The following is a 26,961-nucleotide window of genomic DNA, read 5'->3' as shown; positions in this document are numbered from 1 at the left end:
GGCACAACACCACGCCGCCCTATCGCCTGTTCAGGAACGTGCCGCCAGCCGCCACCCGCTCGCCTGCTCCCGCTCGCCCCAGAACGACGCGTAGCGCCCGCCGAGCGCCAGCAGTTCCTCGTGCGTGCCCCGCTCGACGATCCGCCCGCCCTCCAGGAACGCGATCAGGTCGGCACCCCGGATGGTGTCGAGCCGGTGGGCGACGACGAGAACCGTCCGATCCACCGTAAGCGCTCCCAGGGCCTGCTGCACCGCGGCCTCGTTCTCCGCGTCGAGCGCCGAGGTCGCCTCGTCGAGCAGCACGATCGGGGCCCGCTTGAGCAGGGCCCTGGCCAGCGAGATCCGCTGCCGCTCCCCGCCTGACAGAGCCGCGCCGCCCTCGCCCACGCGTGCGCTCCAGCCGTCCGGGAGCCGCTCGGCGATCTCGTCGACCCGGGCGAGCCGCCCGGCCTCGCGCACCTCCTCGTCCGTGGCGTCCTCGCGTCCGGCGCGGACGTTCTCCTCGATCGTGCCCGCGAAGAGGTACACGTCCTGGAAGACCATGGCAAGGCGAGCCATCAGCTGGTCCGTCGTCAGGTCGCGGACGTCCGTCCCACCGACGCGGACCGTGCCCGCGCTCACGTCCCAGAAGCGGGCGATCAGCCTGGTCACGGTGGTCTTGCCCGAGCCGGAGGGGCCGACCAGCGCCACGGTGCTCCCCGCCGGGACGCGCAGGGCGAGGCCGTCGAGCACGGTGGGCCCGTCCCCGTAACCGAAGGAGACACCGTCGATTTCGATGCCGTACTCCTCCGGGAGCGGCGCCTCGGTCTGCGGCTGCGGCAGCGGATCAGCGGCGAGCACCTCGTCCAGGCGCTCCAGGGTGCCGCGGGCGACCCGCAGTGAGCCCCCCAACTCGGCCGCCGCGCCCATGGGTTCGACGAAGCGCACGGCCAGCACCAACACCGCGATCAGCTCACCGGCACCGATCGATCCGCCGACCGCCAGAAACGTGCCGAGCAGCAGGACGCAGGTGAAGCAGAGCTGCACGGCGAGCGCGAAGCCCGCGATGCCGGGTACGCCGATGCGTATGGCGGCGCGGGCCTGGGCCTGCTGCTCGCGCAGGGCGGCGTCGAGGAGTTCGTGGTCCTCGACGGTCCGGCCGAAGGCGCGCAGCGCGGGCTGGTGCCGGACGAACTCCACCAGTCGGTCCGCGGTCTCGACGGCGCCGGCATGGGACTGCCGGTCGACGCGGGACATCAACCGCCCGGACCAGCGGTACGCGGCGGCAGCGACGGGCGACGCAACCAGCATGGCCAGCGCGAGCCGCCAGTCGAAGACGAAGGTGGCGAGGACGACTACGGCGGGCGTGACGAAGGCGTTGCACAGCGGGCGCAGCAGGTTGGCGGCGGCGTTCATCACCTGGACCACACCCTGTCCGGCCAACTGGCCGAGCTCGCCGGTGCGTTCGCCGCCGAACCAGCCGAGCGGCAGGGCGACGACATGGTCACCGATGCGGTGGTGCAGGGTGCGCCCGAGGTCGGCGCTGAAGCGGTTGCCGCGTACGGTCGCGGTGAAGGCGACGGCCCCGTAGGCGACCGTCGCGGCGGCGAGGGCGGCGACCCACGGCCAGGCCGCCTCCGGAGCGTCGCCGAGGAGCCGGGTCAGCAGCGGGACCAGCAGCGCGTACGCCACTCCCTGGAGCGCGGCGGCGACGGCCGCCCACAGCAGGACGCGGCGCAGCCCCTCCGTCTGCTCCCGTCCCAGTACGCGTGTCAGCAGCGCGGTCATCGCGCGGTTCCCTTCTGCTGGAGGGCCCACATGCGGGCGTAGCGGCCGTCGAGGGCGAGCAGTTCGGCGTGGGTGCCCTGTTCGGCGATGCGTCCGCCGTCGAGGACCACGATGTGGTCGGCGTCCCGTACGGTCGCGAGCCGGTGGGCGATGACCAGCAGGGTGCGGCCGGCGGCGAGCGCCGAGAGGGCCTGCTGGACGGCGGCCTCGGACTCGGGGTCGGCGAAGGAGGTCGCCTCGTCGAGGACGAGGACGGGTGCGTCGGCGAGCAACGCGCGGGCCACGGAGAGGCGTTGGGACTCGCCGCCGGAGAGCACCGCGTCCTCACCGATCACCGAGTCGTAGCAGCGCGGTAGTGCGGTGATCCGGTCGTGGATGTGCGCGGCGCGCGCGGCCTGCTCCACGGCCGCGTCGTCGGCGTCCGGGCGGCCGAGGCGGATGTTGTCGCGGACGTTGGTGCGCAACAGGTGGGGTTCCTGGAAGACGAAGGACACCTGGCGGTACAGGTCGTGCGGGGCGAGGTCCCGGACGTCCGTGCCGCCGATCCGTACCGTTCCGGCGGTCGGGTCCCAGAAGCGGGGCACCAGCCTGGCGAGGGTGGACTTGCCCGAGCCGGAGGCGCCGACCAGGGCGGTGACGGTGCCGGGCCGCAGGGTCAGGTCGATACCGCTGAGGACGTCCGTGGTGCCGTCGTAGCTGAAGCCGACGCCGGTCAGTTCGACGCGGCCGTCCGCTCCCGGCGTCGCGGGCTCGGACGCCTCGGGGAGGGCCGGTACGGACAGCAGCGCGTGGAGCTCGCGGGCGCTCTGCATGCCGCCCTGGACGGCGTGCCCGGACTGGGCGAGCCCCATCACGGACCCGGTCAGCGCGGGGCCCAGCAGGACGAACGGCACGAGGTCGAGCGCGTCGGTCCAGCCCTGGGTGACGAACAGGGTGCCGGCGGCCGTGGCGAGCAGCAGGGCCGCCGGACCGGACAGGGCGAGCGCGGCCGACGTACTGGCCCGGGTCGTACTCATGATCCAGTCGCGGAAGAAGGCGGAGAAGCTGTCGGCGGCGTCGTCGTAGGCACGGTGGGCGCGGGAGGTGCGGCCGTACGCCTTGATGACCGTGATGCCGTGGACGAGTTCGACGACGGCCGCGTTGACGGCACCCATCGAGCCGAAGAACCGTGCCGTCACCTCCTCGCCGCCGGACATGGCCTGCTGGAAGAAGTAGCCGCCGAGCAGGAGCGGGAGCAGGGCGACGAGGGCGAGCCGCCAGTCCACGGTGAGGAGATAGACCAGGGCGGTCAGCGGCGCCACGATCGCCGAGGTGACCTCCAGCGCGGTGTGCGCGATCAGGTGGTGCAGGGTGGAGATGTCGTCGCCCGCCGCCTTCTTCACCTCGCCCGAGCTGTTGTCGGTGAACCAGCCGAGCGGCACGCGCCCGAGGTGCCGGGCGATGCGGCGGCGCAGCCCGAGCTGGAGATCGACGTCGGCGTGGTGGGTGAGGACGCCGGCGGTCGCGTAGAGGACGAGCCGGGCCACGAGGGCGGCCACGCCGGTCCACGCCGCGGTCCAGGCACCGCCTTCGTCCGGGCCGCCGGACGCCAGCAGGGCACGGGCGAGTTCGGCGACGGCGATGAACGGGATCATCGAGCAGACCGCGGCGGCGGCCTGGGCGACGACCGCGGCGATCAGGCGCCCGCGTACGGGGGCGAGCAGGTCTTGGAGGCCCGGCGGCTTGCCGGGAGCCGGCTCGGGTGGCTGGGGGGCGGTGTCGGGTGTGCCCTCTCGCGTGTCCGCGAGGGCCGCGCCGGTCATGAGTCTTCCTCTCGGGGGGTGGTGGATCGGAGTACGGCGAAATCGGGGGCGAGCGGCGTGCAGACGAGCCCGGCGGCACCGGCTTCCTCAGCGAGGTCGTCGAGGCCGAGCCCCGACCAGGGAAGCGGTACGGCGTACTCGCGGACGACGGTCTCCCCGTCGCGCACGCGGTAGGTGAGGGTCCAGCCGTCGTCGGCGCCCTCGCTCCACGACTCGTAGTCCAGGGCGCCGACACGACGGGTCGCCAGCCGCAGCGGGGCCCGGGTCGGGGGTGCGGTGCGGTCGAGGACGTCGACGACAGCGGGGGCTCCGGGCGCCAGCCTCTCGCTCAACAGCCGCCACAGGGCGGCGCGTTCGGTGGACCCGAGATGCCCTACGACGCCGAGGGCGACGGCCGCGCACAGGCGGGGCGGCAGCCGCGCGTCGTCCACCGTGCCCGCGGTGACGGTGACGCGCGCGGCGAGCTCGGGACGGCAGGCGAGCCGGGTGGACAGCGCGATACGCATCCCGGCGGAGGGCTCCACCGCCATCAGCCGGGCGCCGGGAACGGCGTCGGCTGCGGCCTCGGTGGACAGCCCGGTGCCCGCGCCGATGTCGAGCAGAGGCCCGTGCCCCGGGTCGACCCGGTCGAGCGCCCGGCGCAGCAGCGGGCCGAGCCGCGCCCATGCGGGGGCGGCGAGGAGGTCGTAGAACTCGGCGGCCGGGCCGTACATGTCCTGGACGGCGGTGGTGTCAGGCAGGGGCATCGACCGGCTCCTTCGCGGTCAGCTGGTCCCGGTCACGTACGAGGGTCCATGAGGTGAGGGCGGCGAGCAGGCTGACCACGGCCGCCGCGACGCAGATGGTCGCCAGGCCGCCGGTGAGCGCGGAGCGGGCCGCGTCCAGGACCGGTTCGCGTGCGGTGGCGGGGAGGGCGCGTTCGAGCGAGCCGAACTGCCCGGCTGCCACGGCGTCCCGGACCTGCTGCCGCATCGCCTCCGGGACCTGCAGGGCGGCGAGCCGCGCGTCGTCGAGGTCGCTGTCGATGCGGGTGCTGAACACGGCGCCGAAGGCGGCCACTCCGGCCGCCGTACCGAGCGGGAAGAAGGTGTTGGTCATCCCGGACGCCATCCCGGCCCGCTCCGGCGGCACCACCCCGACGGCCATGCCCATCAGCGGCGGGAAGGCGATCGCTCCACCGATACCGAGCAGCACCAGGCCGGGCAGCATGACCAGCCAGGAGTCGTCGGGCCCGACGCGGGCCATGGTGAGCAGTCCGACCGCGGTGATCCCCGTGCCGAGCGCCATGACGCCGCGCGTCGGCATCAGCCTCAGGAACAGCCCGCTGAAGGGGGCGACCAGCATGATGAAGGCGGTCATCGCCAGCAGCCGCAGCCCCGTACCCAGCGGGCTGTGACCGAGCATGCCGGACAGCCACAGGATCAGATACGGCAGCACACCGAAGCTGACGACGCGGCAGACGAAGCTGAGCACGATCGCGCCGGTGAACGACGGCACCCGCAGCAGCCGTACGTCGAACATCGCCGCGTCCCGGCGCCGTGTCTCCCACGCCGCGAACCCGGCGACGAGCAGTGCCCCGGCCACCAGGGGCAGCAGGACGAAGGCCGAGGTCCAGCCGTCCTCGGGGCCGGTCACGAGGCCGTAGTTGAGGCCGAGCAGCGCCCCGGCGGCGAGCAGCAGTCCGACGAGGTCGAACCGGCCTTCGGGGCGCGGCAGTTCATCTGTGCGCTCCCGGGGGACGCGCAGCGCGGCGCCGGCGATGATGAGGACGCCGACCGGCAGGTTGACGTAGAAGATCCACCGCCAGTCGAGACCTTCGACCACGGCACCGCCCACCAGTGGGCCGAGGGCGGCCGCCGCGCCGCCCGCCGCGGAGAACATCCCGATCGCCGACTGACGGCGCGGCCTCTCGTAGGCCCCGGCGATCAGGGCGAGCGCGGTCGACATCACCATCGCGCCGCCCAGGCCCTGCGCGGCGCGGCAGGCGATCAGCGTCCCGACTCCGGGTGCGGCGCCGCAGCCCGCCGACGCGACGGTGAAGACCGCGACGCCGGTGAGGAACATGTTCCGGCGCCCGATCCGGTCGGACAGCGCCCCCGCGGGCAGCAGGAGCGCCGCGAAGACCAGCGTGTAGGCGTTCACCACCCACTGCAGGCCGGTCAGTCCGGCGTCCAGATCGGCGGCGACTTCCGGCAAGGCGACGTTGACGACGGTGATGTCCAGCGTCATCAGCACGGCGGCCAGTGACGTCGTGGCGAGCAGCCAGCCGTTGCCGGGCGACTTCTCGTTCTCGCCGGCGGACGGCTCCCGACGTATGTCCTGGGTCATGGGCAAACCCTTCGCGGTCATGGGTATACGACGTATACAGGTGGGTGGACGGCAGCGGTACACCGCGTGCTCGATCCGGTGGCCCCCGGTCAGTCCTGCGGCAACAGGCCCCGCAGAAGGGCCTGGAGGCCGGACACGAACGCGTCCTGAGCCGCTGACTCGCGCGGCGGGCGGGCCAGCATCCGGGCCAGCCGGGGATGGTCGGTCATACGGACCCGGGTCATCAGCTCATGCCGGGCGGGGCGGCCCTCGGGCCTCAGCGCGGGCAGGTACGACAGATGCCCGAACGTGTACCACCACAGCGCCCAGTAGGCGTCGGCCGCCTCCTCGTCGGTGAGCCCGGCCTCCTCCAGGAGCGCCAGCACATGCTCGACGAACCGGGAGGCACGCGGCCCGAACAGCTCGCCGGCCTTGAGGACTTCGGCCACCCACGGCTCGGCCGTCAAGTGGTCGTGCAGTGCGCGGAAGGCCAGGACCAGCCGGTCCGAGGGCGCCCCGTCGCTGTCCGGGAGTACCAGCTGCTCGGCCACGTCGTCCAGCATCGCGACCAGCATCTCGCGCTTGTCGCCCACGTGCCGGTACAACGCCATGGCCGTCACGCCGAGTTCCGCCGCGATCCGGCGAAGGGTGACCGCCGACAGCCCCTCGTCGCGGGCCACCCGCCGCCCGGTGGCCACGACGGTCGCCCGGTTCAGCGGGGCGCGGCGCTTCCCGGTCCCGGGGCGCGTTCCGTCGCTGTCGGTCGTCGAGCTCGGCATACCGCCACCTTAAGGTCACCGTGTCACGTCCTTTCCGGCGGGCCGCGTCCGGTGCGGCAGCGCCGCCACCAGGGCGCGGGTCACGTCGTGCTCGGGCCGGCTCAGCACCCGGGCCGCCGGCCCCGTCTCACGGATCCGGCCGTCGTGCAGGACCGCCACCCGGCCGCCGAGGCGCGCGGCGACCGACAGGTCGTGCGTGACCATGACGACGGCGATCCCCAACTCCGCCCGCAGACCGGCGATCAGCTCGGTGACCGCGGCCGCCACCGACGGATCCAGGGCGCTGGTCACCTCGTCGCAGAGCAGCACCTCGGGCCCCGCGGCCAGGGCTCGCGCCAGGGCCACCCGCTGCCGCTGACCACCCGACAGAGCTCCGGGGAGCCGTCCGCCCAACTCCGGATCCAGGCCAACCTGGGCGAGCAGCCGGTCCACTTCCGCCGATCGCCGCGTCGCTGGTATGTCCGTGCGGAACACGAGCGGGCGGCCGACGATCGCGGCCGCGGTGTGGCGCGGGTTGAGCGAGGCGTACGGGTCCTGGGGGACGAGTTGCACTCGGCGGCGCTGTCCGGGTTCGCGGTGGCGCACGTCCCCGGCGAGCACCTCACCGTCGAGGTGGATCTCGCCGCGCGTGGGGATGTCGAGTCCCGCGAGACAGCGCAGCAGGGTCGTCTTGCCGCAGCCGGACGGGCCGACGACGGACAGGCAATCGCCCGGAGCTAGGGTGAGACCCACCCCGTCAAGGATGGGCTTCTCGCGGGCGAGTGAGATGTCGGACCCGCGCAGCAGGGGGCCCTCGCCCGTGAAGTCCGCAGTCGCGGAGACGCCCGGGCGGGCCGCCGCGACCAGCACCTTCGCGCGCTCACTCACCGGGTCGGCCAGCACGGTTTCGGCGGGCCCGAGTTCGACGATCCGCCCGCTGTCCATGACGGCCACCCGGTCGGCCACGGAGGCGACCGAGGCGAGGTCGTGCGAGACGAGCAGGACCGCGGTGTCCGTCTCGCGTCGCAGCCTGGTCAGGTCGGCGAGGAACGCGGCGGCGGTGACGGAATCGAGGGCGCTGGTCGGTTCGTCGAGCACGAGCAGCCTGGGTTCCGCGGCGAGGGCCGCCGCCAGTGCGGCCCGCTGACGCTGACCGCCGGACAACTGGTGCGGCAGCCGGTGGACGACCTCCTGCGGCCGGTCGAGTCCCGCGAGCCGCAGTGCCCGTTCGATCCGCTCCGGCCACCGCTCCTTGGGTACTCGGCCGGCCCGCAGCACGTCGCCGATCTGGGTGCCGACCCGCAGGTGCGGGGCGAGCGCCGTGCGTGGATCCTGGGGTGCGTACCCGCACACGGATGCCCGCAGCCGCCGTAGCCGGCGCTCGTCCAGGGTCAGGGGGTCCAGCCCGTCGAGCCGTACGGCGCCCCCCGCGTGCCACAGCCCCGGCGCGATGTGCCCCAGCGCGGCGAGCGCGAGCGTGGTCTTGCCGCTGCCCGACTCCCCCACTACGGCGAGGAGTTCACCGGGCGCGAGGTCGAGATCCACACCGCCGAGTACCGCGTGCCCTCCCGCGCGCTCGACCATCAGTCCGCGCACGGACAGCAGAGTCCCCGCCGCCTCCACGACACCCGGCGCGGCCTTGCGCCGCCGGCCAGCGGCCCTCACGTCCGGCCCGGGGAACGCCGAGTCGAGCAGCAGGTTGGTGGCGAGCAGGAGGATGAGGAGCAGGATCGCCGGCACGACGACCGCGAGGGGCTGAAGGGTGAGGCCGTCGCGGTTCTCCAGAACCATCAACCCCCAGTCGGCGGCGGGCGGTTGGGCGCCGTAGCCGAGGAAGGCTGCGGTGGCGACGACGGTGACCGCGCCGAGGAAGCGCACCCCGGCGTCGGCGGCGAGTACCGGGGCGAGATTGGGCAGTACCTCGCGCCCGAGCACGCTCGCCGCGCGCTCCCCGCGCGCGACGGCGACCTCCACGTAGTCCTGGGAGAGGATGCGCAGGGTCGCGGCCCGCACCACGCGGATACTCTCCGGCAGCAGGACGAGCCCGGCGGCGAGCGCGACGCCCGCCGTGCCGCGCCCGGTGGCCACGACCACCACGCTCAGCAGCAGGAAGGCGGGCAGCCCCAGCAGGACGTCGGCGAGGCGCAGAATGAGTGTGTCGGTCCACCCTTTGCGGTAGGCGGCGGTCATTCCGGCGGCCGCGCCCAGGACACAGACCGCTGCCGTGACCGCCAGCCCGCTCAACAGCAGGGTGCGGCCACCGGACAGCACCCGGCTGAGCACGTCGGAGCCCAACCGGTCGGTTCCCAGGGGGGCTTGGCCGCTACCGGGCGCGTACGGGATGTCCACGGGCTCGGTCACCGCGTGCGGTGCGAAGAGCGGTCCGAGCAGAGCGACGGCGGTGACCAGCAGCAGCAAGGCCAACGCGGCGCGGCCACGCCGACGCCGCCGGGCCGGCCGGTTCGCCTCTGGGGCAGCCACAGCGGGCGGTCGTTCGGAGATCAGGGTCATGGCAGGCGCCTCTGCACGGGGTCGAGGAGCGGTACCGCCGGATCGGCGACGAGATTCGAGACCACCGCGACGCCCGGACCCAACAGCAGGGCATCCAGCGCACCCCACCGCAACGCCCCACGGGCCCCGGCGACCACCACAGCGGCCCTACGTTCGGAAGACAGAGTCATCGCGCCCGCCTCCGCACGGGATCGAGGAGCGGTACTGCCAGGTCCGCGGCAAGGTTCGCGGTCACCGCGACAGCCGCGCCGAGCAGCGCCACCGCCTGAACCACCGGGACGTCCCGGGCAGCCGTGGCGTCCACCAGGAGTGCGGCGATGCCCGGGTAGCCGAACAGGGACTCCGCGACCAGCGCCCCGCCCAGCAGGTAGGCGGTGGAGCGGGCGAGCACCGGGACGGCGGGGCCGAGCCCGGCGGGCAGGACGTAGCGCAGGGCGACCCGGCTCTCGGGCACCCCGTTCAGCCGCGCGGCCTCCACCGCCGGGGAGCGGGCGGCCTCGGCCACGCCGGCCCGTACCAGCCGCAGGTTCTGGGCGAGGCACACCGAGACGAGGGTGAGCACCGGCAGGACGAGCACGGACGGTTCGTCGAGCGGGCCCTGCCCGGCGCCGAGCAGGGACACGGCGGGCAGCCAGCCGAGACCGGCCGCGAACACGGCCATCAGCAGGGCGCCCGTGACGAACTCCGGTACCGCGGCCAGCCCCAGCGCGGCGCCGGACACGATCCGGTCGCCGCACCGCCCGGCCCGCAGCCCCGCCCACAGCCCCAGTCCCACGGCGAGCGGCACCAGCACGGCCGTGGCGGCGAGCCCCAGCACGAGGGAGTTGCCGAACCGGTCGGCGATCAGCTCACCGACCGGCCGCCCGCTCGCGTAGCTGGCACCGAAGTCACCCCGCACGGCGTGCCCCAGCCAGTCGAGGTACCGCAGCGGCGCGGGCCGGTCCAGGCCCAGCTGAGCCCGCAGCTCCTCAACGGACTCCGAGGATGCCTGCGGGCCCAGCCGGGCGGTGGCCGCGTCCCCGGGCGCCGCCTCGGTGGCGGCGAACACCAGCACGGACACGGCGAACAGCACGAGCAGCGCCCCCGCACCCCGCGCCGGCCACGGGCGGCGGGAGCGCGGGCGCTGCCCCACCGGCGACTGCTGCGATCTCATTCGACGAACGCGTCCCGCAGACTCGGAAAGTCGGCGTAGCCGCGCGACTTCACCCCGTGCGCCTTCGCGGCCGCCCCGGACACCGTGGGCACCCGGGCGAACAGCGCGTCGCCGCCGTTCTCGTGCAGATGCCGCAGTACGTCCGCCACGCGCGCCCGGCGATCCGCCTCCCGCGTGGCCCTGTTCATGGCGGCGATCAGCGGATCGAGTCCGGCGGCGCCCTCGGTGCCGGTGAGCGGGAAGGAAGCCGTCGAGCCGTAGTACGTACGGATCGCCAGCGGCAGCGGATTGGGGTGGTAGGCGGCCGTCTGGATCGGCGTACTGAGGATGGTCTTGAAGTCGCTGTAATAGTCCGCCGCCGGCACCTTGTCGAGGGTCACCTTGATCCCGGCCTGCGCCAGCATCGGCACCATGGCGGTGGCGCTCTCCTCGGTACCGTAGTCGTAGTCGGAGGTGCGGATCGTGACGGACAGCCCCTCCTGCCCGGCCTCGGCGAGGAGCTTCTTCGCCTGCTCGGGGTCGTACTCGGTCTGCGCGATGCCGTCGTCGTAGTACGGCTGGTGCGCGCCCACCAGGTCATTGCCGACCTCGCCCTGACCGAGCGTCACAGTCCGCACCAGGGACTCCCGGTCGAGCGCCAGCTTCACGGCGCGCACGACCCGCGGGTCCGTGAAGGGCTTCAGCCCGAGGTTCATGGGGAGGTTGAGGTCCACCCACAGGTCCTTCGGCGGCGTCTCGATGCGCAGCGCGCTGTTGCCGCGTTCGGTGCGCACTGCGGTGAGGGCGAGCCCGCCGGCGTACTCGAACTGGCCCGACTTCAGGCCGCTGAGCCGGGCGGCCGAGTCCGTGACAGAGACCAGCTCCAGCTCGTCTAGGTAGGGCCCGCCGTTGTCGGCGTCCCAGTAGTCCTCGCGCGGGGCCAGCACACTGCTGCGCCCGGCCTGCCACTGCTTGACCACGTACGGACCGCTGCCCACGGCCTTGGCGAGGTTCTTGGTGCCGTCCGGGAACACGAACATCGAGTGGGCGAGGGCGAGGGCGAAGAAGCCGTCGGCCATGGTGAGGGGCAGTTCGACGGTCCGCTCGTCGCGGGCGCGGGCGTTCTTGAGGTCGAGGTGCGTCAGGAAGCCGCCCTGCGGGCTGCGCTTCTCGACGAGCGTGCGCAGGCTGAACAGCACATCACGGGCGGTGAGTCGGCGCCCGTCGCTGAAGGTGACGCCCTTCCTGACGCGCACCGTCCACTTGGTCGCGTCGGAGTTGGGCTCGACGGACTCCGCCAGCCTCCACACGGGCTTGCCGCCGTCCAGCTCACCGAGGGTGTCCCAGACGACCCGGGCGCGCACGTAGTCGACGCCGACGCCGGCGGCGAGCGTGGGGTCGGTGGACTCCGCGCTCCCTCCAATGAATGCCGCCCGCAGTTTCCCGCCCTTGCGCGGGGTGGCGGACGCCTCGGCACCGGCAGGCCGCTCCTTCCCGCCCCCGTTTCCGCAGCCCGCGAGCCCTCCGCCGACGGCAACAACAGCCGCCCCTCCCACGACACCGCGCAGCGCGGTACGCCGACCTATCACGCCGGTTCCCTCTCCCCTTGCACGCACCAACCCCGGGCAGCCGAAAGTTCGCCGGACGCCCGAGGTATACGACGTATAGACAGTACCCGTCTCGAAAATCGTTTTCAATAAGCGGCGCCGGTCCACGACGCTGATCGTCAGCCGAGCTCGGGGACCGTTCTCCGGACCCCGGCTACCGCGCCCGGTACGTACCCGCCAGCCGGCACACGAGGTAGATCGCGAACGAGATCGTGGTGACGTACGGGCTGATCGGGATGGAGCTGCCCAGGGCCAGCAGGATCCCGCCCTCGATGGAGACCACCGCGAACACCACGCTCAGCACGGGCAGCAGCACCGGAGAGGCCGTGATCCGGGCCGCGGCGGCCGCCGGGGTGACGACGAGGGTGAGGACCAGCAGCGCGCCGACGATCTGCACGGACAGCGCGACCGCGAGGCCCAGCACGATCATGAAGGCGAAGGACAGCGCGCGCACCGGCACGCCCCGCGCCTCGGCCACCTCCGGGTCGGCGCTGGCGAAGGCGAGCGGCCGCCACATCGCTCCCTCGTACAGGGCGAGGAACAGCACGCCGAGGCCGAGGCCGAACGGCATGAGCGTGCCGATCACCGGCTTGCGGTCCCGGACACGTGAACCGAGCAGCCCGATCGCCCCGGCCGCGAGCATCGAGCCGACGATCGAGCCCGCCACGATGTTCACCCCCAGGAGCAACGCGGCCGAGGCACCCGCGAACGACAACTCGCTGATCCCGTGCACCGCGAACGGCAGGCCCCGCATGATCACGAACACTCCCACCAGGCCGCCGACCAGGCCCAGCGCGGCACCGGCGATCAGCGAGTTGCGGACCAGGGCGAGCAGTTCGCCGTAGTGGTCGAAGGTGAAGACCTGCTGCCAGACACCGTCGGCGATCGCCATGGCCGTACCCCGCCGGGCAGTTCATGGTGATGTGCCGGTGCCGTCGCCTCATCCGGTACGCCCACGACAGTGATGCGGCCCCGGACGCGGATGACGTCGGCCTGTGTGCCGTACAGCGGATCGGCATGCTCGGCCTGTCCGACGCGGTACGCGGCGGAGCCGACACCATCCGCCAGCTGACCGACCTCGGCGTGACCCGCATCGTGCCGCTGACCGGCGACGCGCCCGAGACCGCCCAGGCCATGGCCGACACCCTCGGCATCACCGAGGCCCACGCCCACGCCCTGCCCGAGGCCAAAATCCAGCTGATCCGCGCCCCCCAGGCCGAAGGACACAGGGTCGCGATGGCCGGCGACGGCACCAACGACGCCCCCACCCTCGCCCTCGCCCTCGCCCTCGCCCTCGCCCTCGCCCTCGCCCTCGCCGGACATGACCTGCGCGAGGTCGCCGCCGTGGTCGAACTCAGCCGGCACACCCTGCGCGTCGTACGCCAGAACTACACCCTGTCCATCGGCGTGAACCTCGCCGGCCCCATCGCGGGCGCAGGCGGCTCCATCAACCCCGCCCTCGCCACCCTGCTGCACAACACGAGCAACATCGCCGTGGTCGCCAACTCCGCCCGCCTGGTGGGCCACACACCGCACCTGCCGAGCTACACGGCCGGACGCCTGCGGGCCGCACGACTGGAGGAGCGGCGAGTTCGCTGACGCGGATGGTCGTCAGCCCTCCTTTTAGCCCAGAGCGTGGCCGCAGGCGCCCGCCCGCATCGAACTCGACCGGTGGTGACCGGGAGTTCACCGGCAGTCCACCAGCGAACCACATACACATGCAGCAATCGCTATATGTTAATGTCGCCATGCACTGACCGCAGCGAAAGCCGCGGACGCACAACCACGCACAAGGAGCACTCATGGCCACCGCAACCGAGCACCGCACCCACGAGGACCACGCGCACGCCCACGGCGAGGGCTGCGGCCACGTCGCCCTCCCGCACGGGGACCACACGGACTACGCGCACGACGGCCACGTCCACCGGGTCCACGGCGACCACGTCGACGAGTGCGCGGGAACCGGGCACGCCGTGCACGACGGCCACGACCACCAGCACGGCGAGGGCTGCGGCCACGTCGCCGTACCGCACGACGACCACACCGACTACGTGCACGACGGTCACCGCCACGCAGCCCACGAGGGACACTGGGACGACCACTGACACCTCGCACCCCGAAGTGGCCAACCACCACACTGGAAATCATTGCCATATGCTAATGTCCGCATATGTCAACGACTTCCCCTCCCCCGGCGGATGAGCCGCTACAGACCTTGCAGGCCGCTAGTGACCTGCTACGCGCACTGGCGTCGCCCGTCCGACTGGGCATCGTGCGCGAGTTGGCCGACGGCGGGAAGTACGTCCACGAGCTGGTGACCGCCCTCGGCGTCAGCCAGCCCTTGGTCTCCCAGCACTTGAGGGTGCTGCGCACCTCCCGCATCGTCACCGCCCGGCGTGAGGCACGAGAGACGCTCTACCGCCTGACCGACGACCATGTGGCACACATCGTTCTGGACGCCATTCGGCACGCACAGGAGTAGCCACCGCCAGAAACGGCGACGCCCTGAGGGCCGCCCGGCTTCTCGCTGGGCGGCCCTTGGCATGCCGTACTGCTGAACAGCGAGCAAGGGCCACCGGTTCCGTCAACATACCCGCCCACACGCACGCACAGGGCTGCCCCCCCCCCCCCCGATCACGGCGCATCGGGGCCGCTGAGCAGGGGGCGGGGATTGCGGCCCACCCCTCTCACCCCTGCGACGGCTCGGGGGCGGTGAGGCGCCGCGTCCAGCGCGGAGCGGATGCGGCGCGGGGGCCAGGCCGCCACCTGCCGCCACCTGCCGCCTCCACCTGCCGCATCGCGCCCCCCGGCGGGAGTCAGAGACTCACCACGTCCGCCCCCATCCCACAGGCGCGTAGCACGGTGCACACACCCCAGATCCGCCATGACGAGGCGGCATCGACACCTACCACGACGGGCCCTGGATCATAGGGCCCCCGGACAACCGCTGGCGATCCGCGCCCGCCGCAACTCGACCAGCAGCGTAAGGACATCGAGAGACCCTCGGGCAGCGCGAGGACCACGCGTACGCCCCTCTCGGCGCGCCCCGCAGAGCCATCAGACCCCCCGCTCCCGGATGGAGACGGCCGGAACCACCGCGCGCGGAGCCGTACACAGCAGGGCGTCCACCACGGCACCGCGCGCCTCCGGTGTGTTGCCAGCCACCACCTCGCTCAACAGCCCCTTCCGCATGCCGTACACCCTCAGTTGAGGTGGGCGACATGCCGTGGAGCGGGTGCCGCACGGAGCCGGTCGGGCAGCGCGCCCTCGTCCGGCATCCCCGCCCGAAGCCACGCGCCGACCGCCTCCGCGTCCACTTCTTGGACGAGCGGTCCGAGACGCACCAAGGCCCCGGAGGGTCGACGGTCCTCCGCGCACGGCTGAACGGCGGCGTACAAGCCGCGACCGGAGCGGCAGTGCAACAACGTGCCCAGGCAGCCGGTGGCGACCATGACCCCGTGCGGACAATCACGCACCGCCCGCCGCAGCACCTCGACCACATGGCCGTCGGCCCTTTCACGGCAGGCGGTGCATACGACGAGCGTGAAAGGACGACTTCGGCCGCCGGCCCCTGTGCGAGCCATGACCCTGCCCCCTTCCCAACCTTATCGAAAATGGTTTCCACTTATACCGCACGCCGCGGCGGTCGGGGCGCAGATCGAGAGTCACATGGACATGGCTTTCATTTTCATCTACCCTCCACCGTACGCCCGCCTCGATGCCGACACAACCAGGGGTGATCTGCTGTGAGCGGCCGGATCACACGCCAGCGCGCGGCCGTCCTCAATGGGCTGATGCATTGTCATGAGTTCGTGTCCGCCCAGGACTTGCACGCCCTCCTGACGGCCCACGGCACCCAGATCGGCCTGACCACCGTCTACCGCGCTCTACGCGATCTGGAGGCGACCGGCGGCGTCGACGTCGTACGCGACGAAGTCGGCGAACGGTTGTACCGCCCGCGGACCGGTGACGAGCACCGCCACTATCTGATCTGCCGCAGCTGCGGCCGCAGCCGTCCGGTGGACTCCGAGGTCATCGAGGAGTGGGCCGAGCGCATCACTGCCGAGACCGGCTTCGCGGCCGTCGAGCACACCGTCGAGCTCACCGGCGTCTGCACCGGCTGCCAGCCCGCGACGGACGAAGGAGGCAGTCCACCATGGCCCCGGGATCCAGATCGCACGGCTCCTCGGGACCGGCCACCCCACAGCCCCACCGGCTGAAGGAGACCGTCCGCACGCTGCTCGGTCTGGGCGACGACGCTACCCGTCGCGATCCGCCGGCTCGCCTGCCCCGGGCTCGGCCGTCGCCCCTGGAGAGGGTCGCCGCAGTACGGCCCTTGGACGGCGGGGTAGCAGCCACTGGGCCCGCTGATGCCGTCAGGACTGGTCCAAGGCCTTCACCGACCCGCGGCTCTGCGCGGCGATCGTGGGCAGACATCCCCTTCCTGGCTGAGTCGGCAGCGCTGCGGGAGGCGCTCGGGCCCGAGCAGTACGAGGCCGTATTGGCCGTCCGCTGGCGGTGTTGACTGGCTACTCCTCGGGCTCCCAGGCGATCAGCTGCTCGAACACCTGCTGGTCGCCCTCGATCTTCAGGTCGCTCAGCGTGAGGCGGCCCCAGACGAAGAGGAGCAGCTGCTCGGCCGTGCCCGTGGCCGAAGCGGAGGCGGGCGCGGCGTCGTCCGTGAGGGGTTCGGGCCAGGCGCCGGTGCCGTCCAACACGAGGAGCCAGGAGCGGCCCTCGGTGGCGTGGTAGTGGATGGTGGCGGCCTCGTGCGGCCAGGCCGCCGGGGTGGAGTTGCAGGTGTCGAGAAACTCGGCCACGCCGTCGATCGTGACGTCCGCCGGCATCGGCTGCACGGCGCCTGCGGCGAGCTGGGCGTCGTAGGTGTGCACCAGGACCTCGTGCACCCGGCGCCGGGCGACGCCCCAGGCATTCGCCGGCGACACGCCGGCGCCCCACCACACCCAGCACTCGCGCTCCGGGCCAGCCTCGCGCAGCGCACTCAGCAGCAGCTCGTTCGACTCGGCGTACCAGGCCAGCAGCGCCTCGAGCTCGCGCGGCACCTGAGCGGCATCCTTGGCCGGCGGAGCCTCGGCCGGGCCCGCGGCGACGATCGCGGCCCACCAGCGCTGGCCCGTACCCAGGTGCTGCACCAGGTCGAACAACGTCCACTCGGGGCAGGACGGCACCGGCGCGTCAAGGCTGGGCGCGGCGGCAACCGCACTCCGGAACGCGGCCGACCGCTCGTCGATCAGTTGCAGCAGAGTGGAAAACTCAAGACTCTCTGTCACATCGCTTACCTATCACCCCAGCTCAGCCGACCGCACCCAATTTTCCAGGCCGTCAGCTGCGGGAGTTTGAGCACCTAATTGAAGGCCTGGTCGTAGCCATATCCCCTTCCTGGCTGGCTCGTTGCACGAGTCATTGGGAAGGGGAACGGTGCTGCGTGGATGGTGCCGGATGACCTGTGGGGGCGGATCGAGCCGTTGCTGCCGGTCAGGCAGCGTCGTCCGCGCCATCCCGGCCGGCTGCCACTGGACGACCGTGGTTGCCTGCAGGGCATCGTGTTCGTGCTGCACACCGGGATCCAGTGGGAGTGGCTGCCGCAGGAGCTCGGCTTCGGGTCCGGGATGACGTGCTGGCGCCGGCTGCGGGACTGGCACGAGGCCGGTGTGTGGGACCGCCTGCTAGGTGCTGCTGATCGAGCTGCACGGTGCCGGGAAGCTGGACTGGTTCCGGGCGCCTCCAGGACCACGAAGGCATCCCGGATGGCGCGGTGCAGGACGGAGCGGACGCTGAGGTGGGGCCCGCTCGGGGTTGTGCAGCGGGACCAGGTCCAGCCGGCCGCGTCCGAGCTGCTCACGGTTGCGGCGGATCTGCCAGCGCGCGTACACAGGGCCGAGGCTGTGCCCGGCCAGGGCCTCGTCCTCAGTGAGGACACCGGCGTTCACGGCCTCGGTCCCAACGGCTGCGGCACAGTAGCCGACCTTCACCGACACCCACAAGGACAGATGGGCGGCCAGGGCAGGGGCCAGCCGTCTGGGCGAGCGTGGCCATGTCCACGGTGCGGCCGTCGACCAGCAGACGCAGCACCCGGGCGCCGCACCTCACAGCCAGCCTGATCCGAACGACAGGACCTGGAGGGGATGGAATGTTGGCCTAATTCAACAACCCCTGTCCCGGTAACCTCACCTGTAGCCAGCAGCGCACCATCCCCCCACCCCCCAGGTTGCGTACCGGCGTGGACGACACCCACCTAGCTCTGCCCCTGGCAGCCGGGTGGTCTCCCCCGTTCGCCGCCTCTAGGAGGATCACGGTGAAAGTTCGCACCAGAAGCTCTGCGATCATCGGCACCCTCTGCCTCGTCGCTTCCCTCGCCTTGACCACGGCGTCTGCCGACGAGCCCGCCGCCTCCCGTCAGGCAGCGAAGGTCGTGCTCAAGAAGGTGGCCACGGCCCAGAATCCGTCCGCCGGCACCGCCGGTCCCGGTGGCACGGTCTGGATAGCCGAACGTGCGGGCACAGTAAGGGCCTTGGACGATCAAGGGCTCAGCGAGCCTGTCCTCGACATCTCGGACGAGACCACCACCGACGGCGAACGCGGCCTACTGGGCGTCGCGTTCGACAAGGAGTTCGCGCACTTCTACATCTCGTTCACCAACCTCGAAGGCACCAGCACCGTGGACGAGTTCGCCGTGCGGGACGGCGAGATCCAGCCGGACACCCGGCGCACCGTCCTGACCCAGCCACAGCCCTACGCGAACCACAATGGCGGCGACATCGCGTTCGGCCCCGACGGCTACCTCTACATCGCGCTCGGCGACGGCGGCTCGGGCGGCGACCCGCACGGCAACGGGCAGAACCTCGACACACTGCTCGGCAAGCTCCTGCGGATCGACCCGAGCGGCGGCAAGCCGTACGCGATCCCGCCGGGCAACCCGTTCGTGGACGCCCCGAACGCGAAGGACGAGATCTGGGCGTACGGGCTGCGCAACCCGTGGCGGTTCTCCTTCGACGCGGGCACGGGCGACCTGCTGATCGGGGACGTCGGCCAGAGCGCCTGGGAGGAGATCGACTGGGCCTCGGCAACCAGCAAGGGCGGCGAGAACTACGGCTGGTCCCAGATGGAGGGCAACCATCCCTTCCGGGGCGGCACGGAGCCCGCGAACCACGTACCGCCGATCCACGAGTACGACCGCAACGGGCTGGGCTGCTCCGTGACCGGCGGATACGTCTACCGAGGCGAGGCGATCCCGGACCTCAAGGGTCAGTACGTGTTCAGCGACTACTGCGACGGCACCATCCGCGCTTTGCAGATGGAGAACGGCGAGGTGACCGGCGTGAGCGACCTCGGAGTCGACGGCGGCCAGGTCGTCTCGTTCGCGCAGGCAGGCAATGGCGAGCTGTACGTGCTCGACCTGGGCGGCACCGTCTCCCGCATCGACCCCGCGTAACGCCCCCGGACGGAGAAGCAGCCGGGTAGCAGGTATCACCCAGGTCGGCTGGATCACCTCCGTGATCTCCGGCCCGCTTGAGGCACGCCCGCCGCCCCGGCCCTCGGGTCACTGTCCGGGTCGGGACACACCGGGCTCGGCCCGGAACGGGCGGCAGGCCGGCCCCTTCGCGGAAGCACCGTTGACCGGGACCTGCTGAAGCCGATCCGACGGGCATGCCGGCAGACCGTCCGCCCAGCGCGGGGCTGAATCGGCAACGGCAGCGTCCAGGTGTAGACATCCGGACCGAAGGCTTCCAGACGCCTGACGAGCCTGGCCGTCGACCAGGGCCGGCAGAAGGTGTTGATGCCCGGGAGGCCGAAGCAGTGACCAGTCCCGCCGACGGCGTTGTAGACGGTCGTACGCAGGGCTCGTGCAGGGCCTGCTGGTGGGCCGCTTCGGCCTCGGGCTCGAGTTCCTCGGGCCGATGAGCGGGAGACGAGAGGTTGGGATATCCGCTGACGCTGGTACCCAGATAGGCCCTCGGTTGCCGGTCCAGGTCTGAGCCCTCAACGGCGGTCACGCGGGTCGGGTGCAGCCGCCCGTTGGGCCGGGTGAGGGCGGTGCGGTAGGGCCGGAGGTGATCGGTACGTGGCCGGTAGCGCGCAGGACGCTGTCGATGTCAGCCCCGGCCCTTACCATGCCCGGTCATGACCGATGACGTGCTCGACTACTCCCACCCTGGGCCCTTCACGAGCCTGAACGCAAACCAACTCCGGCTCCTTGAAGGGCTGCCTGACGATCCCGTGGGCGTCTGTGCCGCCGTGCAGAGCCTGGTCATCCAGCCCGCGGAAGCCGCGGCGTTGGGGGTTCCCGAGGACCGGATGGCCGAGAAGAACATCCGGCCGGTCAGCAAGCTGATCACGGCGCTGACCACCTTGAACCCCGCGCCGCTTCACCAGTCCCGGACACCCGAGACGCGGGTGATCGGCACCTGCCGCCACTTCGCCACCATCGCCTGCGCGATCCTGCGCGCTCGGGGCATCGCCTCCCGAGCCCGGTGTGGCTTCGGCACGTACTTCCTGAAGGACCGCGGCGTCGATCACTGGATCACCGAGTACTGGGAGGACGATCAGAACCGCTGGGTGCGGGTCGACACCGAGCACGTCGGCAAGAACTACGTCGACCGCCCGGACGACCTGGGCCCGGGCGAATTCCTCACCGGGGGCGAAGCCTGGATCCAGTATCGCAACGGGGTGATCAACCCGGACTTGTTCGGAGTGGCCGGCACCGACCACGCCTGGGGCCCGCATGAGATCAGCGGCAACGCCGTCCGCGACCTCGCCGCACTCTGCAAGCAGGAGACACTCAACTGGGACGAGTGGGGCCGTATGACCGCGGCCTATGAGGGCAAGACCGGCCCGGACTACGACCAGCTGATCGATGGGGTCGCGGACGCGTGTTCCAAGGACGACCCGCCGATTCTGACGCACCTGTTCGCCCACGAGGACCTGGTAGTTCCGCAGCATCTGGTCGGTTGAGCAGGGAGCTGACCGACACGCGTTCTCGAGGCTCACCAGCACACCTGCGGCCGGAAAGTCGACCCGCCGTGTGCCGCGGACAGGGTCACGTGCGTGACGACGGCTTCCCCTCTGCAGGAGGCTCTGCGCGAGGCGGCGCGGACGTTACAGGGAGGTCAGTGGCTGATCCGGCCTGCGGACCAGGATGCGGCCAACGTGCTCGGAGACCGGCTGTAGGTGCCGTACCGCGACGTCCTGGAGGCGGAAGAGCCTGCACCCGGCCCGGTGCCGGAGAGCGTCGATGCGGTGCCGGCGGCGTGTGAGGCCGCGCTGGAGGTGCCGGGCATCGAGGACCGGTTCGCCGAGCTGTTGCGGACGGTGCCGCCGGCCCGGCCGAAGCCGAACAGGACCAGGCCGTACGGCTGCTGGGCAGTTCATCGAGGGTGCCCTTTCACCATGCGCCTGTCCTCGGCGGCGGCGCGGTTCGGAGCTTCCAGGATGTAGGCACACCGGGCCGCGACCGGCGCGAGCCGTCGGGCGGCCGCCCGCAGCCCGGCCCGGATCGAGTCCGTGCCGCCCCGCCTTCCGTCCTGCCACCAGGGCGATCACCTGCTCGTACTCGTCGGGCATCCACGCGCCGGTGTCGAGATCCTCCCGGAGCTCCGTGATCGCGGCCAGCACCGCTCAGTAGCCATGATCGCGACCCCTCACTCGGTCGGGTGAACACCCTGACGCGGGAGAACTTCTGCGGGCGGTGGAACGTCGCGCCGTGCATGAGACCGATCAACGAAGCGAACGTGGCGTAGCCGGGGCTGGCCGTGGTTGAGGTCGCGGCCGCCGATGTCACGACTGCTTCGCGGTCCAGGAGCGGCGCGCCGCCCGGTGGGCGGTTGCGGCCGCGGACCGCACGACCCGGGAGCCCGGTGAGCCGGATGTGCGGCTGCGCTGCTTCCTGGATCTGCGCCAGAGCCCTGAGGCCGCTGCCCGGCGCGCGGGCTGAGTGCGGTAGTCCCAGCGTGGTCGGCAGAAGTGTCCGTTTCGGGCCGGCTGTAGAGAACGGGCGGGTTGGGAGTGGTCGGTCATGGCACGCGCGATCTGGACCGGCGTGATCACTTTCGGGATGGTCACGGCGCCGGTCGGCCTGTTCACCGCGACCGAGGATCACACGGTCCACTTCCACCAGCTCCAGCGCGACACGGCCGACCGGATCCGCAACCGGCGGGTCAACGAGCGCACCGGGAAGGAAGTGGCGAGCGAGGACATCGTCAAGGGCTACGAAGCAGGCGATGGCGAGTACGTCGTCGTCGAGCCCGAGGAACTGGACGAGATCGCGCCGGGCCGCTCGAAGACGATCGACATCAGCGACTTCGTCGATCTGGCCGACATCGAGCCGGTCTACTTCGACCGCACCTACTACGTCGGCCCGCGCGGCAAGGAGCACGTCAAGGTCTACGAGCTGCTGCGCGCGGCGCTCGCGGAAGCGGACAAGGTAGGGATCGCCACCTTCGTGATGCGCGGCAAGCAGTAGCAGGGACCACTCGTGGGCCTGCTCAGGGCTGCGTGAGTCACCCCACCCCTTCTGCACGCAGCGGATCATTTGCAAGGGACGGCACTGCTAGCCCAGGAAAGCCATCAGCCGGTCGTTCAGCTGTTCCGGGGCGGTGAGCGGCAGAGAGTGATGGGTGGCTCCGGGGAGCAGCGCCACCTCACCTTGGGAGAGGGCCCTGCGGGCTCGGTCGGCGACCTTGGCAGCGTGGTGGGCCCGGCTGTGTTCCGCGAGCAGGACCAGGACCGGCATGGAGAGGTCGGTGGTTCGAGGGCGGGCGCCTGTGACCAGCTTGCGGCCGGGAACGGTGGTGGCCAGCGCGTAGAGGCGCTGCCAGATCTCGGACGGGTGTGTGCCTGCCGTTTCCCAGGCCAGGAAGGCGCGGGCGCGGGCCTCGCTGGGGCGGATGAGGGTGGGCAGCGCGCGCAGCAGGTAGCCGAGGCGGAATCCGGCGAACACCTGGGTGGGGTCAAGGAGGGCAAGGCGGTCCACCCGCCGCGGTGCTCGCAGTGCGTACCTGGCGGCCAGCCAGGCGCCGTACGAGTGACCGCAAAGGTGTGTGCGGGCGAGCCCGAGGCCGTCCAGGAGGGCGTCCAGCCAGGCCGTCAGATCGTTGGCGCTCTTCAGCGGTGCGCCTCGGCGTTCGGTGCGGCCGGCGTCGCCCACCAGATCCACTGCATGGACCCGGTATCGCTCACCGAGGGCCGGCGCGTTGGCGAACCAGGCGAGTCCGGTGGCGGAGCCGCCCGGCAGCAGCACCAGCGGGCTGCCGTTCGACGAGCCGTACACATGGACCCGGGTGCGCCCGTACGGCGTGGCGACGTCACGTTCCTCTGTGGACTCGGGCCAGCGGGCGCGAAGTTCGTCGTAGGCAAGGTCGAAGGCGGGCAGGGACACGGCATTCCTCTCGCCAGGCGATAATCTCGGTGAGCGAGATATTACGCCATGTCGAGGAGTGTGCGATGGACGATCAGAGCCCGGCGATGGGACTGGTTCACCTGCTGCGGGCAGTCACCGTGGAATTCGACCTGCTCGGCGCCGAGTTCGCCGCGCGCCACGGGCTGCATCCCACCGATGTGCGCGCGCTGATCCACCTGCTGGACGCGGCACGCGCCGGTACGCGGGCCACGCCCGGGTGGCTCGGCGAGCAGCTACGACTGAACTCCGCCGGGACCACTGCCCTGGTGGATCGGCTGGAGCGGCTCGGCCTGGTACGGCGCAGCAGGGACACGGCAGACCGGCGACGCGTGCTGCTGGAGGTGGAGGAGAAGGCCACGGAACTCGGGTGGGCCTTCTTCGGGCCGGTGATCGGCGAGGTGGTGGTGGCCGCGGAAGGCTTCGAGCCGGACGAGTTGGCGACGGTGCGTCGTTTTCTGACTGCGGTGCTGGAGTCCGTCGGGCGGGCGCGCCGAGTCTGAAGACTTCGGTGCAGCGGGTTGGTCGTCTGGGGTGGAGTCGTGTGGTGTGGGGCGGCACCACCGCGCCTGCCCGAGTAGCCCTTTGGGCCCAGTCATCGGCTGGGCCCTGGACCAGGTGGGTGCGCAGCCCGCCCACCCCGCCGTCGGTCGAAGCCATCACCCGGCCTCGACCTCCCCCGCCGCACGGAGTCCTCAGGGACCGAACGTAGTATGGCGGGTCTTGGACGTTGGATAGGAGCCGGGGGGGTGTGGGGATGAGTTTCCGGTTGGCGGCGTACGCCGTGTGCATCGAGGACGGGCGGGTGCTGATCGCCCGTCATGTGCCACCGGAGGGCGGGAGTAGCTGGACTCTTCCGGGCGGCAAGGTCGAGCAGGGGGAGGATCCGTTCGATGCGGTGATCCGGGAGGTCGCCGAGGAGACCGGCTGCGACGCGGTGGTGGATCGCCTGCTGGGTGTGGACTCACGTGTGATCCCTGCGGCCGTCGCCCGTGGCGGAGTCGAGCACCAGAATGTCGGCATCTTCTACCAGGTCCGTATCACCGGCGGCCAGCTCCGGCCTGAGCCGAACGGCGAAATCGCCGAGTCGGTCTGGACTGCGATCTCCGATGTCACCGGCCTGCGCCGGTCATCGCTGGTTGACATCGGTCTCGCCCTGGCACACGACCTTCCGGCAACCGGTCACGTCGCTCCAGTTCCGGTCGGCGGCCTGATCCAGCACTGAGGCATCACCGAACTGCCTCCCCGGCAACGTTCGTCGGCGGGCGATCAACCAGGTCTGCGACGTGCCCTCTTTAGCGGACGGAGCTCTTCGCTGCGATCCGGCGGGACAAGCGTCTCATTGGGCATGACCGTTCTCGGTGGGGCGCGAGCACGGGTGGCGTGAGCGGACGTATTCCGGACCGCTCCCCGTCGCCCGACACGGTCCCGCACAAGCCGACCGACGACGGGCGCCGCCGTAGGAGCCGTACGTCGTCGGGATCGTCAGAGGGCGTTGATGTGCCGGTGACGGCGTCCGAGGCATCACCGGGATGGGCCTTGCACGCAGCTGCGCCAGGTACCCGGGCACCCGTACGACAGGGCCCTTGACGTTGTTGCACGCCTCGAGCCGAGCGTTGGACAGCGGGGCGGCCCGTCCGGCGTCCTCGTCTTGCAACGCCGCTGCCTGTCACCGAGGTTCGGCAGGAAGATCGCACCCCGGCCGCTGCTCCATGTCGTCTTGCCCTCGACATCGCAATCCCCGGTGACATCGACCGCACCGTCACGGTTGACGTCGACAGGGATGTACGCGCGTATGCCCCCGGTGGCTACTGCGGTGGCGGCCGGCACCGTACCGGAGACAGCTGTTGTTGGGCAGCAGTGGCGGTGACCGCCGCGGGCGTCAACGCTTCCGGACGGACGCGGGGCCGCGCGCGGTCACGGCGTCCGTGCCGTTCAGGGCGAGGACGGAGAGCAGGACCAGGGCGCAGGCCGGGCCGAGCACGGTCCAGGGCGCCAGCTCGACGTACGGCTGGTTCTCCGAGAGCAGGCGGCCCCATTCGGCGGTGGGCGGTTGCTCGCCCAGGCCGAGAAAGCCGAGGGAGGCCAGGACGAGGACGGTGGTGGGCAGACGCAGGAGGGCGTTGCGCACGACGCCGGGCAGCACGGCGGGCAGCAGGTGGTAGCGGAGCAGGTAGCCGGGGCCGGCGCCGAAGGAGATGGACGCGAGCATGTGGCCGCTGGCCCGCTCCTGTTCGAGCAGGGCCGCGGCCTGGGCGGCGTAGGGGGTCCAGCCGACCAGGCATACCGCCAGTGCGGCACCCCAGGCCGACGGCCCGGTCACCGCGGTGGTCAGCAGTCCGGCGAGGACCGCCGGCATCGTCGACACCACTTCCGTGAGCCCCGCGCCGACCTGCGCCGCCATGCCGAGCACCAGTCCGGTGAGCGTGCACACCACGGTGACCACGAGGGCCACGCCCACCGTGCGCAGCGCGCCGTGGCCCAGCCGGGCCAGCAGATCGCGGCCGAGTGCGTCCGTACCCAACGGGTGTGCGGCCGAGGGCGGGAGCAGTCGGGCCGCGGTGTCCACATGGAGGGGATCGCGGAGCAGTCCGGCGGTGACCAGCGCGAGCAGGGCGAGGGCACAGGCCACGGCGGCCCAGCGGGTGAATCGCCCTCGGAAAGCAGCCGGTGCGTGCACCGCGGGGAGGGCGCCGTCCCGCAGGGCCGGGCCCAGCAGCACGCGTCGCAGGGCCCGGATGAGGAGGCCGGCGACGACGCCGAGCAGGATGAGGGCAAGAGTCGCGGTCTGCAGGGGTGGCAGGTCCTGGGCGGTGGCGGCGTCCAGGGCGAGGCGGCCGAGCCCCGGAATGTTGAAGATCTTCTCCACCGCGACGGCACCCCCGACCAGGCTCACCACGGTCGGCAGGAGTTGCGGGAGCACCCCGGCCAGCGCGCGGCGCAGCGCGTGCCGGGCGACGCGGCCGGGCGCGAAGCCATAGGCGTACCAGGTCCTGGCCCACGGCTCGTTGAAGGCGGCGGGCAGCGCCTGGTCGAGCAGACCGCCGATCACCGCCCCGGACGGGAGGCCGAGAGCGAGCGCGGGCAGCACCATCGACGCAGGTCCCTCCCACCCGCTGGACGGGAACCAGCCCAGCCACACCCCGCACACGGTGGCGAGGAGCGCGGCGAGCAGGAACTTGGGCAGCGCGGCGAGGACGGCGACCCCGACGGCCGCTTTCCCCCGGTGCAGCCGCCGCCGGGAGCCGAGGTACAGGGTGCGGGTGCTGACCAGCGCGGCGACCGCGATCGTGACCACGAGGGCCCCGAGCATCAGCGTGAGGGAGACCGCGAAGGCGCCCGTCACCTGAGGCAGCACGGCCTCGCCCGACACCCAGGAGGTGCCCGCGTCGCCTCGCGGCAGCCCGCCCAGCCAGTGGGCGAGGTGTGCGAACGGCCCCTCGTCCAGCCCCAGTTGCTCCCGAACAGCGGCCAGCTGCTCCGGAGTCGGATCCTGGTCGGCGGAACGGGCCCGCAGGACGGTCAGCGCGGGGTCGTTGCCGGACAGCCAGGGCAGCATGGCGACGGCCGTCAGCAGCGCGGTCCCGGCGGCGAGGCGGCCGAGGCCGGCGCGCCACCGGGAGGGGTCGGCCTCGGTGCCGACCGACGTGAAGCTCATCGGCCG

General features: G+C 71.9%; 23 protein-coding genes and 3 pseudogenes. 11 read left to right on the top strand and 15 right to left on the bottom strand.

The window, feature by feature from the left end; genetic code table 11:
* Positions 1-30 precede the first annotated feature (30 nt).
* From ACZ4UU_RS29915 to ACZ4UU_RS29870, 10 genes are all read right to left on the bottom strand, one after another.
* On the bottom strand, positions 31-1,767 hold the full coding sequence (locus tag ACZ4UU_RS29915) for an ABC transporter ATP-binding protein (protein ID WP_471906478.1): 1,737 nt from the start codon (positions 1,765-1,767) through the stop codon (positions 31-33).
* Positions 1,764-3,569 (bottom strand): ABC transporter ATP-binding protein, encoded by a 1,806-nt coding sequence (locus tag ACZ4UU_RS29910; RefSeq protein WP_471906477.1) that lies wholly within the window; start codon positions 3,567-3,569, stop codon positions 1,764-1,766. Before ACZ4UU_RS29910 ends, ACZ4UU_RS29915 begins: the two co-directional genes overlap by 4 nt.
* Positions 3,566-4,315 carry a class I SAM-dependent methyltransferase gene (locus ACZ4UU_RS29905; RefSeq protein ID WP_471906476.1) on the bottom strand — a complete coding sequence of 250 codons (750 nt, stop codon included), beginning with the start codon at positions 4,313-4,315 and terminating at the stop codon, positions 3,566-3,568. The genes ACZ4UU_RS29910 and ACZ4UU_RS29905 overlap by 4 nt, the downstream gene beginning before the upstream one ends.
* The gene (locus tag ACZ4UU_RS29900; protein WP_471906475.1) at positions 4,302-5,897 is read right to left on the bottom strand and encodes an MFS transporter; all 1,596 of its coding nucleotides are present in this window, start codon (positions 5,895-5,897) and stop codon (positions 4,302-4,304) included. Before ACZ4UU_RS29900 ends, ACZ4UU_RS29905 begins: the two co-directional genes overlap by 14 nt.
* Before the next feature lie 89 nt (positions 5,898-5,986).
* Positions 5,987-6,655 carry a TetR/AcrR family transcriptional regulator gene (locus ACZ4UU_RS29895; RefSeq protein WP_471906474.1) on the bottom strand — a complete coding sequence of 223 codons (669 nt, stop codon included), beginning with the start codon at positions 6,653-6,655 and terminating at the stop codon, positions 5,987-5,989.
* A 15-nt stretch (positions 6,656-6,670) separates the two neighbouring features.
* A complete protein-coding gene (locus ACZ4UU_RS29890) occupies positions 6,671-9,145 on the bottom strand; it encodes an ABC transporter ATP-binding protein/permease (protein WP_471906473.1) in 2,475 nt (824 codons plus the stop codon).
* On the bottom strand, positions 9,142-9,315 hold the full coding sequence (locus ACZ4UU_RS29885; RefSeq protein WP_471906472.1) for a hypothetical protein: 174 nt from the start codon (positions 9,313-9,315) through the stop codon (positions 9,142-9,144). The genes ACZ4UU_RS29890 and ACZ4UU_RS29885 overlap by 4 nt, the downstream gene beginning before the upstream one ends.
* Positions 9,312-10,298 carry an ABC transporter permease gene (locus ACZ4UU_RS29880; protein ID WP_471906471.1) on the bottom strand — a complete coding sequence of 329 codons (987 nt, stop codon included), beginning with the start codon at positions 10,296-10,298 and terminating at the stop codon, positions 9,312-9,314. Before ACZ4UU_RS29880 ends, ACZ4UU_RS29885 begins: the two co-directional genes overlap by 4 nt.
* The gene (locus tag ACZ4UU_RS29875) at positions 10,295-11,866 is read right to left on the bottom strand and encodes an ABC transporter substrate-binding protein (RefSeq protein ID WP_471906470.1); all 1,572 of its coding nucleotides are present in this window, start codon (positions 11,864-11,866) and stop codon (positions 10,295-10,297) included. Before ACZ4UU_RS29875 ends, ACZ4UU_RS29880 begins: the two co-directional genes overlap by 4 nt.
* A gap of 172 nt (positions 11,867-12,038) precedes the next feature.
* Positions 12,039-12,776, bottom strand: coding sequence for a metal ABC transporter permease (locus ACZ4UU_RS29870; RefSeq protein WP_471906469.1), 738 nt, complete (start codon positions 12,774-12,776; stop codon positions 12,039-12,041).
* Positions 12,777-12,799: 23 nt separating this feature from the next.
* Here ACZ4UU_RS29870 and ACZ4UU_RS29865 point away from each other — a divergent pair, with 23 nt between their 5' ends.
* The 3 genes from ACZ4UU_RS29865 to ACZ4UU_RS29855 all read left to right on the top strand — a co-directional run bounded on the left by ACZ4UU_RS29865 (position 12,800) and on the right by ACZ4UU_RS29855 (position 14,366).
* Positions 12,800-13,483, top strand: coding sequence for an HAD-IC family P-type ATPase (locus tag ACZ4UU_RS29865; RefSeq protein ID WP_471906468.1), 684 nt, complete (start codon positions 12,800-12,802; stop codon positions 13,481-13,483).
* A 203-nt stretch (positions 13,484-13,686) separates the two neighbouring features.
* Positions 13,687-13,989: a hypothetical protein gene (locus tag ACZ4UU_RS29860; RefSeq protein WP_471906467.1), complete on the top strand. Its 303-nt coding sequence runs from the start codon at positions 13,687-13,689 to the stop codon at positions 13,987-13,989.
* Between the two features lie 110 nt (positions 13,990-14,099).
* The gene (locus tag ACZ4UU_RS29855; protein ID WP_471906466.1) at positions 14,100-14,366 is read left to right on the top strand and encodes an ArsR/SmtB family transcription factor; all 267 of its coding nucleotides are present in this window, start codon (positions 14,100-14,102) and stop codon (positions 14,364-14,366) included.
* Between the two features lie 575 nt (positions 14,367-14,941).
* On the opposite strand, the gene ACZ4UU_RS29850 is transcribed toward ACZ4UU_RS29855, so the two are convergent.
* Together ACZ4UU_RS29850 and ACZ4UU_RS29845 are read right to left on the bottom strand one after the other, a co-directional pair.
* Positions 14,942-15,076 carry a hypothetical protein gene (locus ACZ4UU_RS29850; protein ID WP_471906465.1) on the bottom strand — a complete coding sequence of 45 codons (135 nt, stop codon included), beginning with the start codon at positions 15,074-15,076 and terminating at the stop codon, positions 14,942-14,944.
* Between the two features lie 11 nt (positions 15,077-15,087).
* The gene (locus ACZ4UU_RS29845) at positions 15,088-15,231 is read right to left on the bottom strand and encodes a hypothetical protein (protein ID WP_471906464.1); all 144 of its coding nucleotides are present in this window, start codon (positions 15,229-15,231) and stop codon (positions 15,088-15,090) included.
* 399 nt (positions 15,232-15,630) lie between these two features.
* Here ACZ4UU_RS29845 and ACZ4UU_RS29840 point away from each other — a divergent pair, with 399 nt between their 5' ends.
* On the top strand, positions 15,631-16,104 hold the full coding sequence (locus ACZ4UU_RS29840; protein WP_471906463.1) for a Fur family transcriptional regulator: 474 nt from the start codon (positions 15,631-15,633) through the stop codon (positions 16,102-16,104).
* Between the two features lie 309 nt (positions 16,105-16,413).
* Here the strand turns inward: ACZ4UU_RS29840 and ACZ4UU_RS29835 are convergent, their stop codons facing one another.
* Positions 16,414-17,175, bottom strand: coding sequence for a maleylpyruvate isomerase family mycothiol-dependent enzyme (locus tag ACZ4UU_RS29835; protein WP_471906462.1), 762 nt, complete (start codon positions 17,173-17,175; stop codon positions 16,414-16,416).
* A 159-nt stretch (positions 17,176-17,334) separates the two neighbouring features.
* Between ACZ4UU_RS29835 and ACZ4UU_RS29830 the strand changes: the two are divergent.
* The 5 genes and pseudogenes from ACZ4UU_RS29830 to ku all read left to right on the top strand — a co-directional run.
* A pseudogene (locus tag ACZ4UU_RS29830) lies at positions 17,335-17,614 on the top strand (transposase); the annotation flags it as partial.
* Positions 17,615-18,200: 586 nt separating this feature from the next.
* Positions 18,201-19,337, top strand: coding sequence for a PQQ-dependent sugar dehydrogenase (locus ACZ4UU_RS29825; protein ID WP_471906461.1), 1,137 nt, complete (start codon positions 18,201-18,203; stop codon positions 19,335-19,337).
* A gap of 689 nt (positions 19,338-20,026) precedes the next feature.
* On the top strand, positions 20,027-20,857 hold the full coding sequence (locus tag ACZ4UU_RS29820) for a transglutaminase-like domain-containing protein (RefSeq protein WP_471906460.1): 831 nt from the start codon (positions 20,027-20,029) through the stop codon (positions 20,855-20,857).
* An 886-nt stretch (positions 20,858-21,743) separates the two neighbouring features.
* Positions 21,744-21,836: pseudogene (locus tag ACZ4UU_RS29815) on the top strand (DUF6207 family protein); the annotation flags it as partial.
* Between the two features lie 81 nt (positions 21,837-21,917).
* Positions 21,918-22,361: pseudogene (ku, locus tag ACZ4UU_RS29810) on the top strand (non-homologous end joining protein Ku); the annotation flags it as partial.
* A 90-nt stretch (positions 22,362-22,451) separates the two neighbouring features.
* Here the strand turns inward: ku and ACZ4UU_RS29805 are convergent.
* Positions 22,452-23,279: an alpha/beta fold hydrolase gene (locus ACZ4UU_RS29805; protein ID WP_471906459.1), complete on the bottom strand. Its 828-nt coding sequence runs from the start codon at positions 23,277-23,279 to the stop codon at positions 22,452-22,454.
* A gap of 65 nt (positions 23,280-23,344) precedes the next feature.
* Between ACZ4UU_RS29805 and ACZ4UU_RS29800 the strand changes: the two genes are divergently transcribed.
* Both ACZ4UU_RS29800 and ACZ4UU_RS29795 read left to right on the top strand, forming a co-directional pair.
* The gene (locus ACZ4UU_RS29800) at positions 23,345-23,800 is read left to right on the top strand and encodes a MarR family winged helix-turn-helix transcriptional regulator (RefSeq protein WP_471906458.1); all 456 of its coding nucleotides are present in this window, start codon (positions 23,345-23,347) and stop codon (positions 23,798-23,800) included.
* A gap of 254 nt (positions 23,801-24,054) precedes the next feature.
* Positions 24,055-24,522 carry an NUDIX hydrolase gene (locus ACZ4UU_RS29795; protein WP_471906457.1) on the top strand — a complete coding sequence of 156 codons (468 nt, stop codon included), beginning with the start codon at positions 24,055-24,057 and terminating at the stop codon, positions 24,520-24,522.
* Positions 24,523-25,179: 657 nt separating this feature from the next.
* Here ACZ4UU_RS29795 and ACZ4UU_RS29790 read toward each other — a convergent pair.
* Entirely contained in the window at positions 25,180-26,955 is a 1,776-nt protein-coding gene (locus ACZ4UU_RS29790; protein ID WP_471906456.1) for an ABC transporter permease subunit, read from the bottom strand.
* Between the last annotated feature and the right edge of the window lie 6 nt (positions 26,956-26,961).

The sequence above is a fragment of the Streptomyces sp. NPDC028907 genome (assembly GCF_055564995.1).
Note: the sequence above shows the minus strand (reverse complement) of the source record. Positions and strands in the feature narration are given on the sequence as shown.

Excerpts from the sequence above, each read along its gene's own strand:
- ACZ4UU_RS29900 (WP_471906475.1), bottom strand. The coding sequence starts at position 5,897 with ATGACCCAGGACATACGTCGGGAGCCGTCCGCCGGCGAGAACGAGAAG.
- ACZ4UU_RS29820 (WP_471906460.1), top strand. The coding sequence starts at position 20,027 with ATGACCGATGACGTGCTCGACTACTCCCACCCTGGGCCCTTCACGAGC.
- ACZ4UU_RS29895 (WP_471906474.1), bottom strand. The coding sequence starts at position 6,655 with ATGCCGAGCTCGACGACCGACAGCGACGGAACGCGCCCCGGGACCGGG.
- ACZ4UU_RS29795 (WP_471906457.1), top strand. The coding sequence starts at position 24,055 with ATGAGTTTCCGGTTGGCGGCGTACGCCGTGTGCATCGAGGACGGGCGG.
- ACZ4UU_RS29905 (WP_471906476.1), bottom strand. The coding sequence starts at position 4,315 with ATGCCCCTGCCTGACACCACCGCCGTCCAGGACATGTACGGCCCGGCC.
- ACZ4UU_RS29880 (WP_471906471.1), bottom strand. The coding sequence starts at position 10,298 with ATGAGATCGCAGCAGTCGCCGGTGGGGCAGCGCCCGCGCTCCCGCCGC.
- ACZ4UU_RS29860 (WP_471906467.1), top strand. The coding sequence starts at position 13,687 with ATGGCCACCGCAACCGAGCACCGCACCCACGAGGACCACGCGCACGCC.
- ACZ4UU_RS29800 (WP_471906458.1), top strand. The coding sequence starts at position 23,345 with ATGGACGATCAGAGCCCGGCGATGGGACTGGTTCACCTGCTGCGGGCA.
- ACZ4UU_RS29790 (WP_471906456.1), bottom strand. The coding sequence starts at position 26,955 with ATGAGCTTCACGTCGGTCGGCACCGAGGCCGACCCCTCCCGGTGGCGC.
- ACZ4UU_RS29865 (WP_471906468.1), top strand. The coding sequence starts at position 12,800 with ATGGTGATGTGCCGGTGCCGTCGCCTCATCCGGTACGCCCACGACAGT.
- ACZ4UU_RS29885 (WP_471906472.1), bottom strand. The coding sequence starts at position 9,315 with ATGACTCTGTCTTCCGAACGTAGGGCCGCTGTGGTGGTCGCCGGGGCC.
- ACZ4UU_RS29890 (WP_471906473.1), bottom strand. The coding sequence starts at position 9,145 with ATGACCCTGATCTCCGAACGACCGCCCGCTGTGGCTGCCCCAGAGGCG.
- ACZ4UU_RS29915 (WP_471906478.1), bottom strand. The coding sequence starts at position 1,767 with ATGACCGCGCTGCTGACACGCGTACTGGGACGGGAGCAGACGGAGGGG.
- ACZ4UU_RS29850 (WP_471906465.1), bottom strand. The coding sequence starts at position 15,076 with ATGCGGAAGGGGCTGTTGAGCGAGGTGGTGGCTGGCAACACACCGGAG.
- ACZ4UU_RS29870 (WP_471906469.1), bottom strand. The coding sequence starts at position 12,776 with ATGGCGATCGCCGACGGTGTCTGGCAGCAGGTCTTCACCTTCGACCAC.
- ACZ4UU_RS29910 (WP_471906477.1), bottom strand. The coding sequence starts at position 3,569 with ATGACCGGCGCGGCCCTCGCGGACACGCGAGAGGGCACACCCGACACC.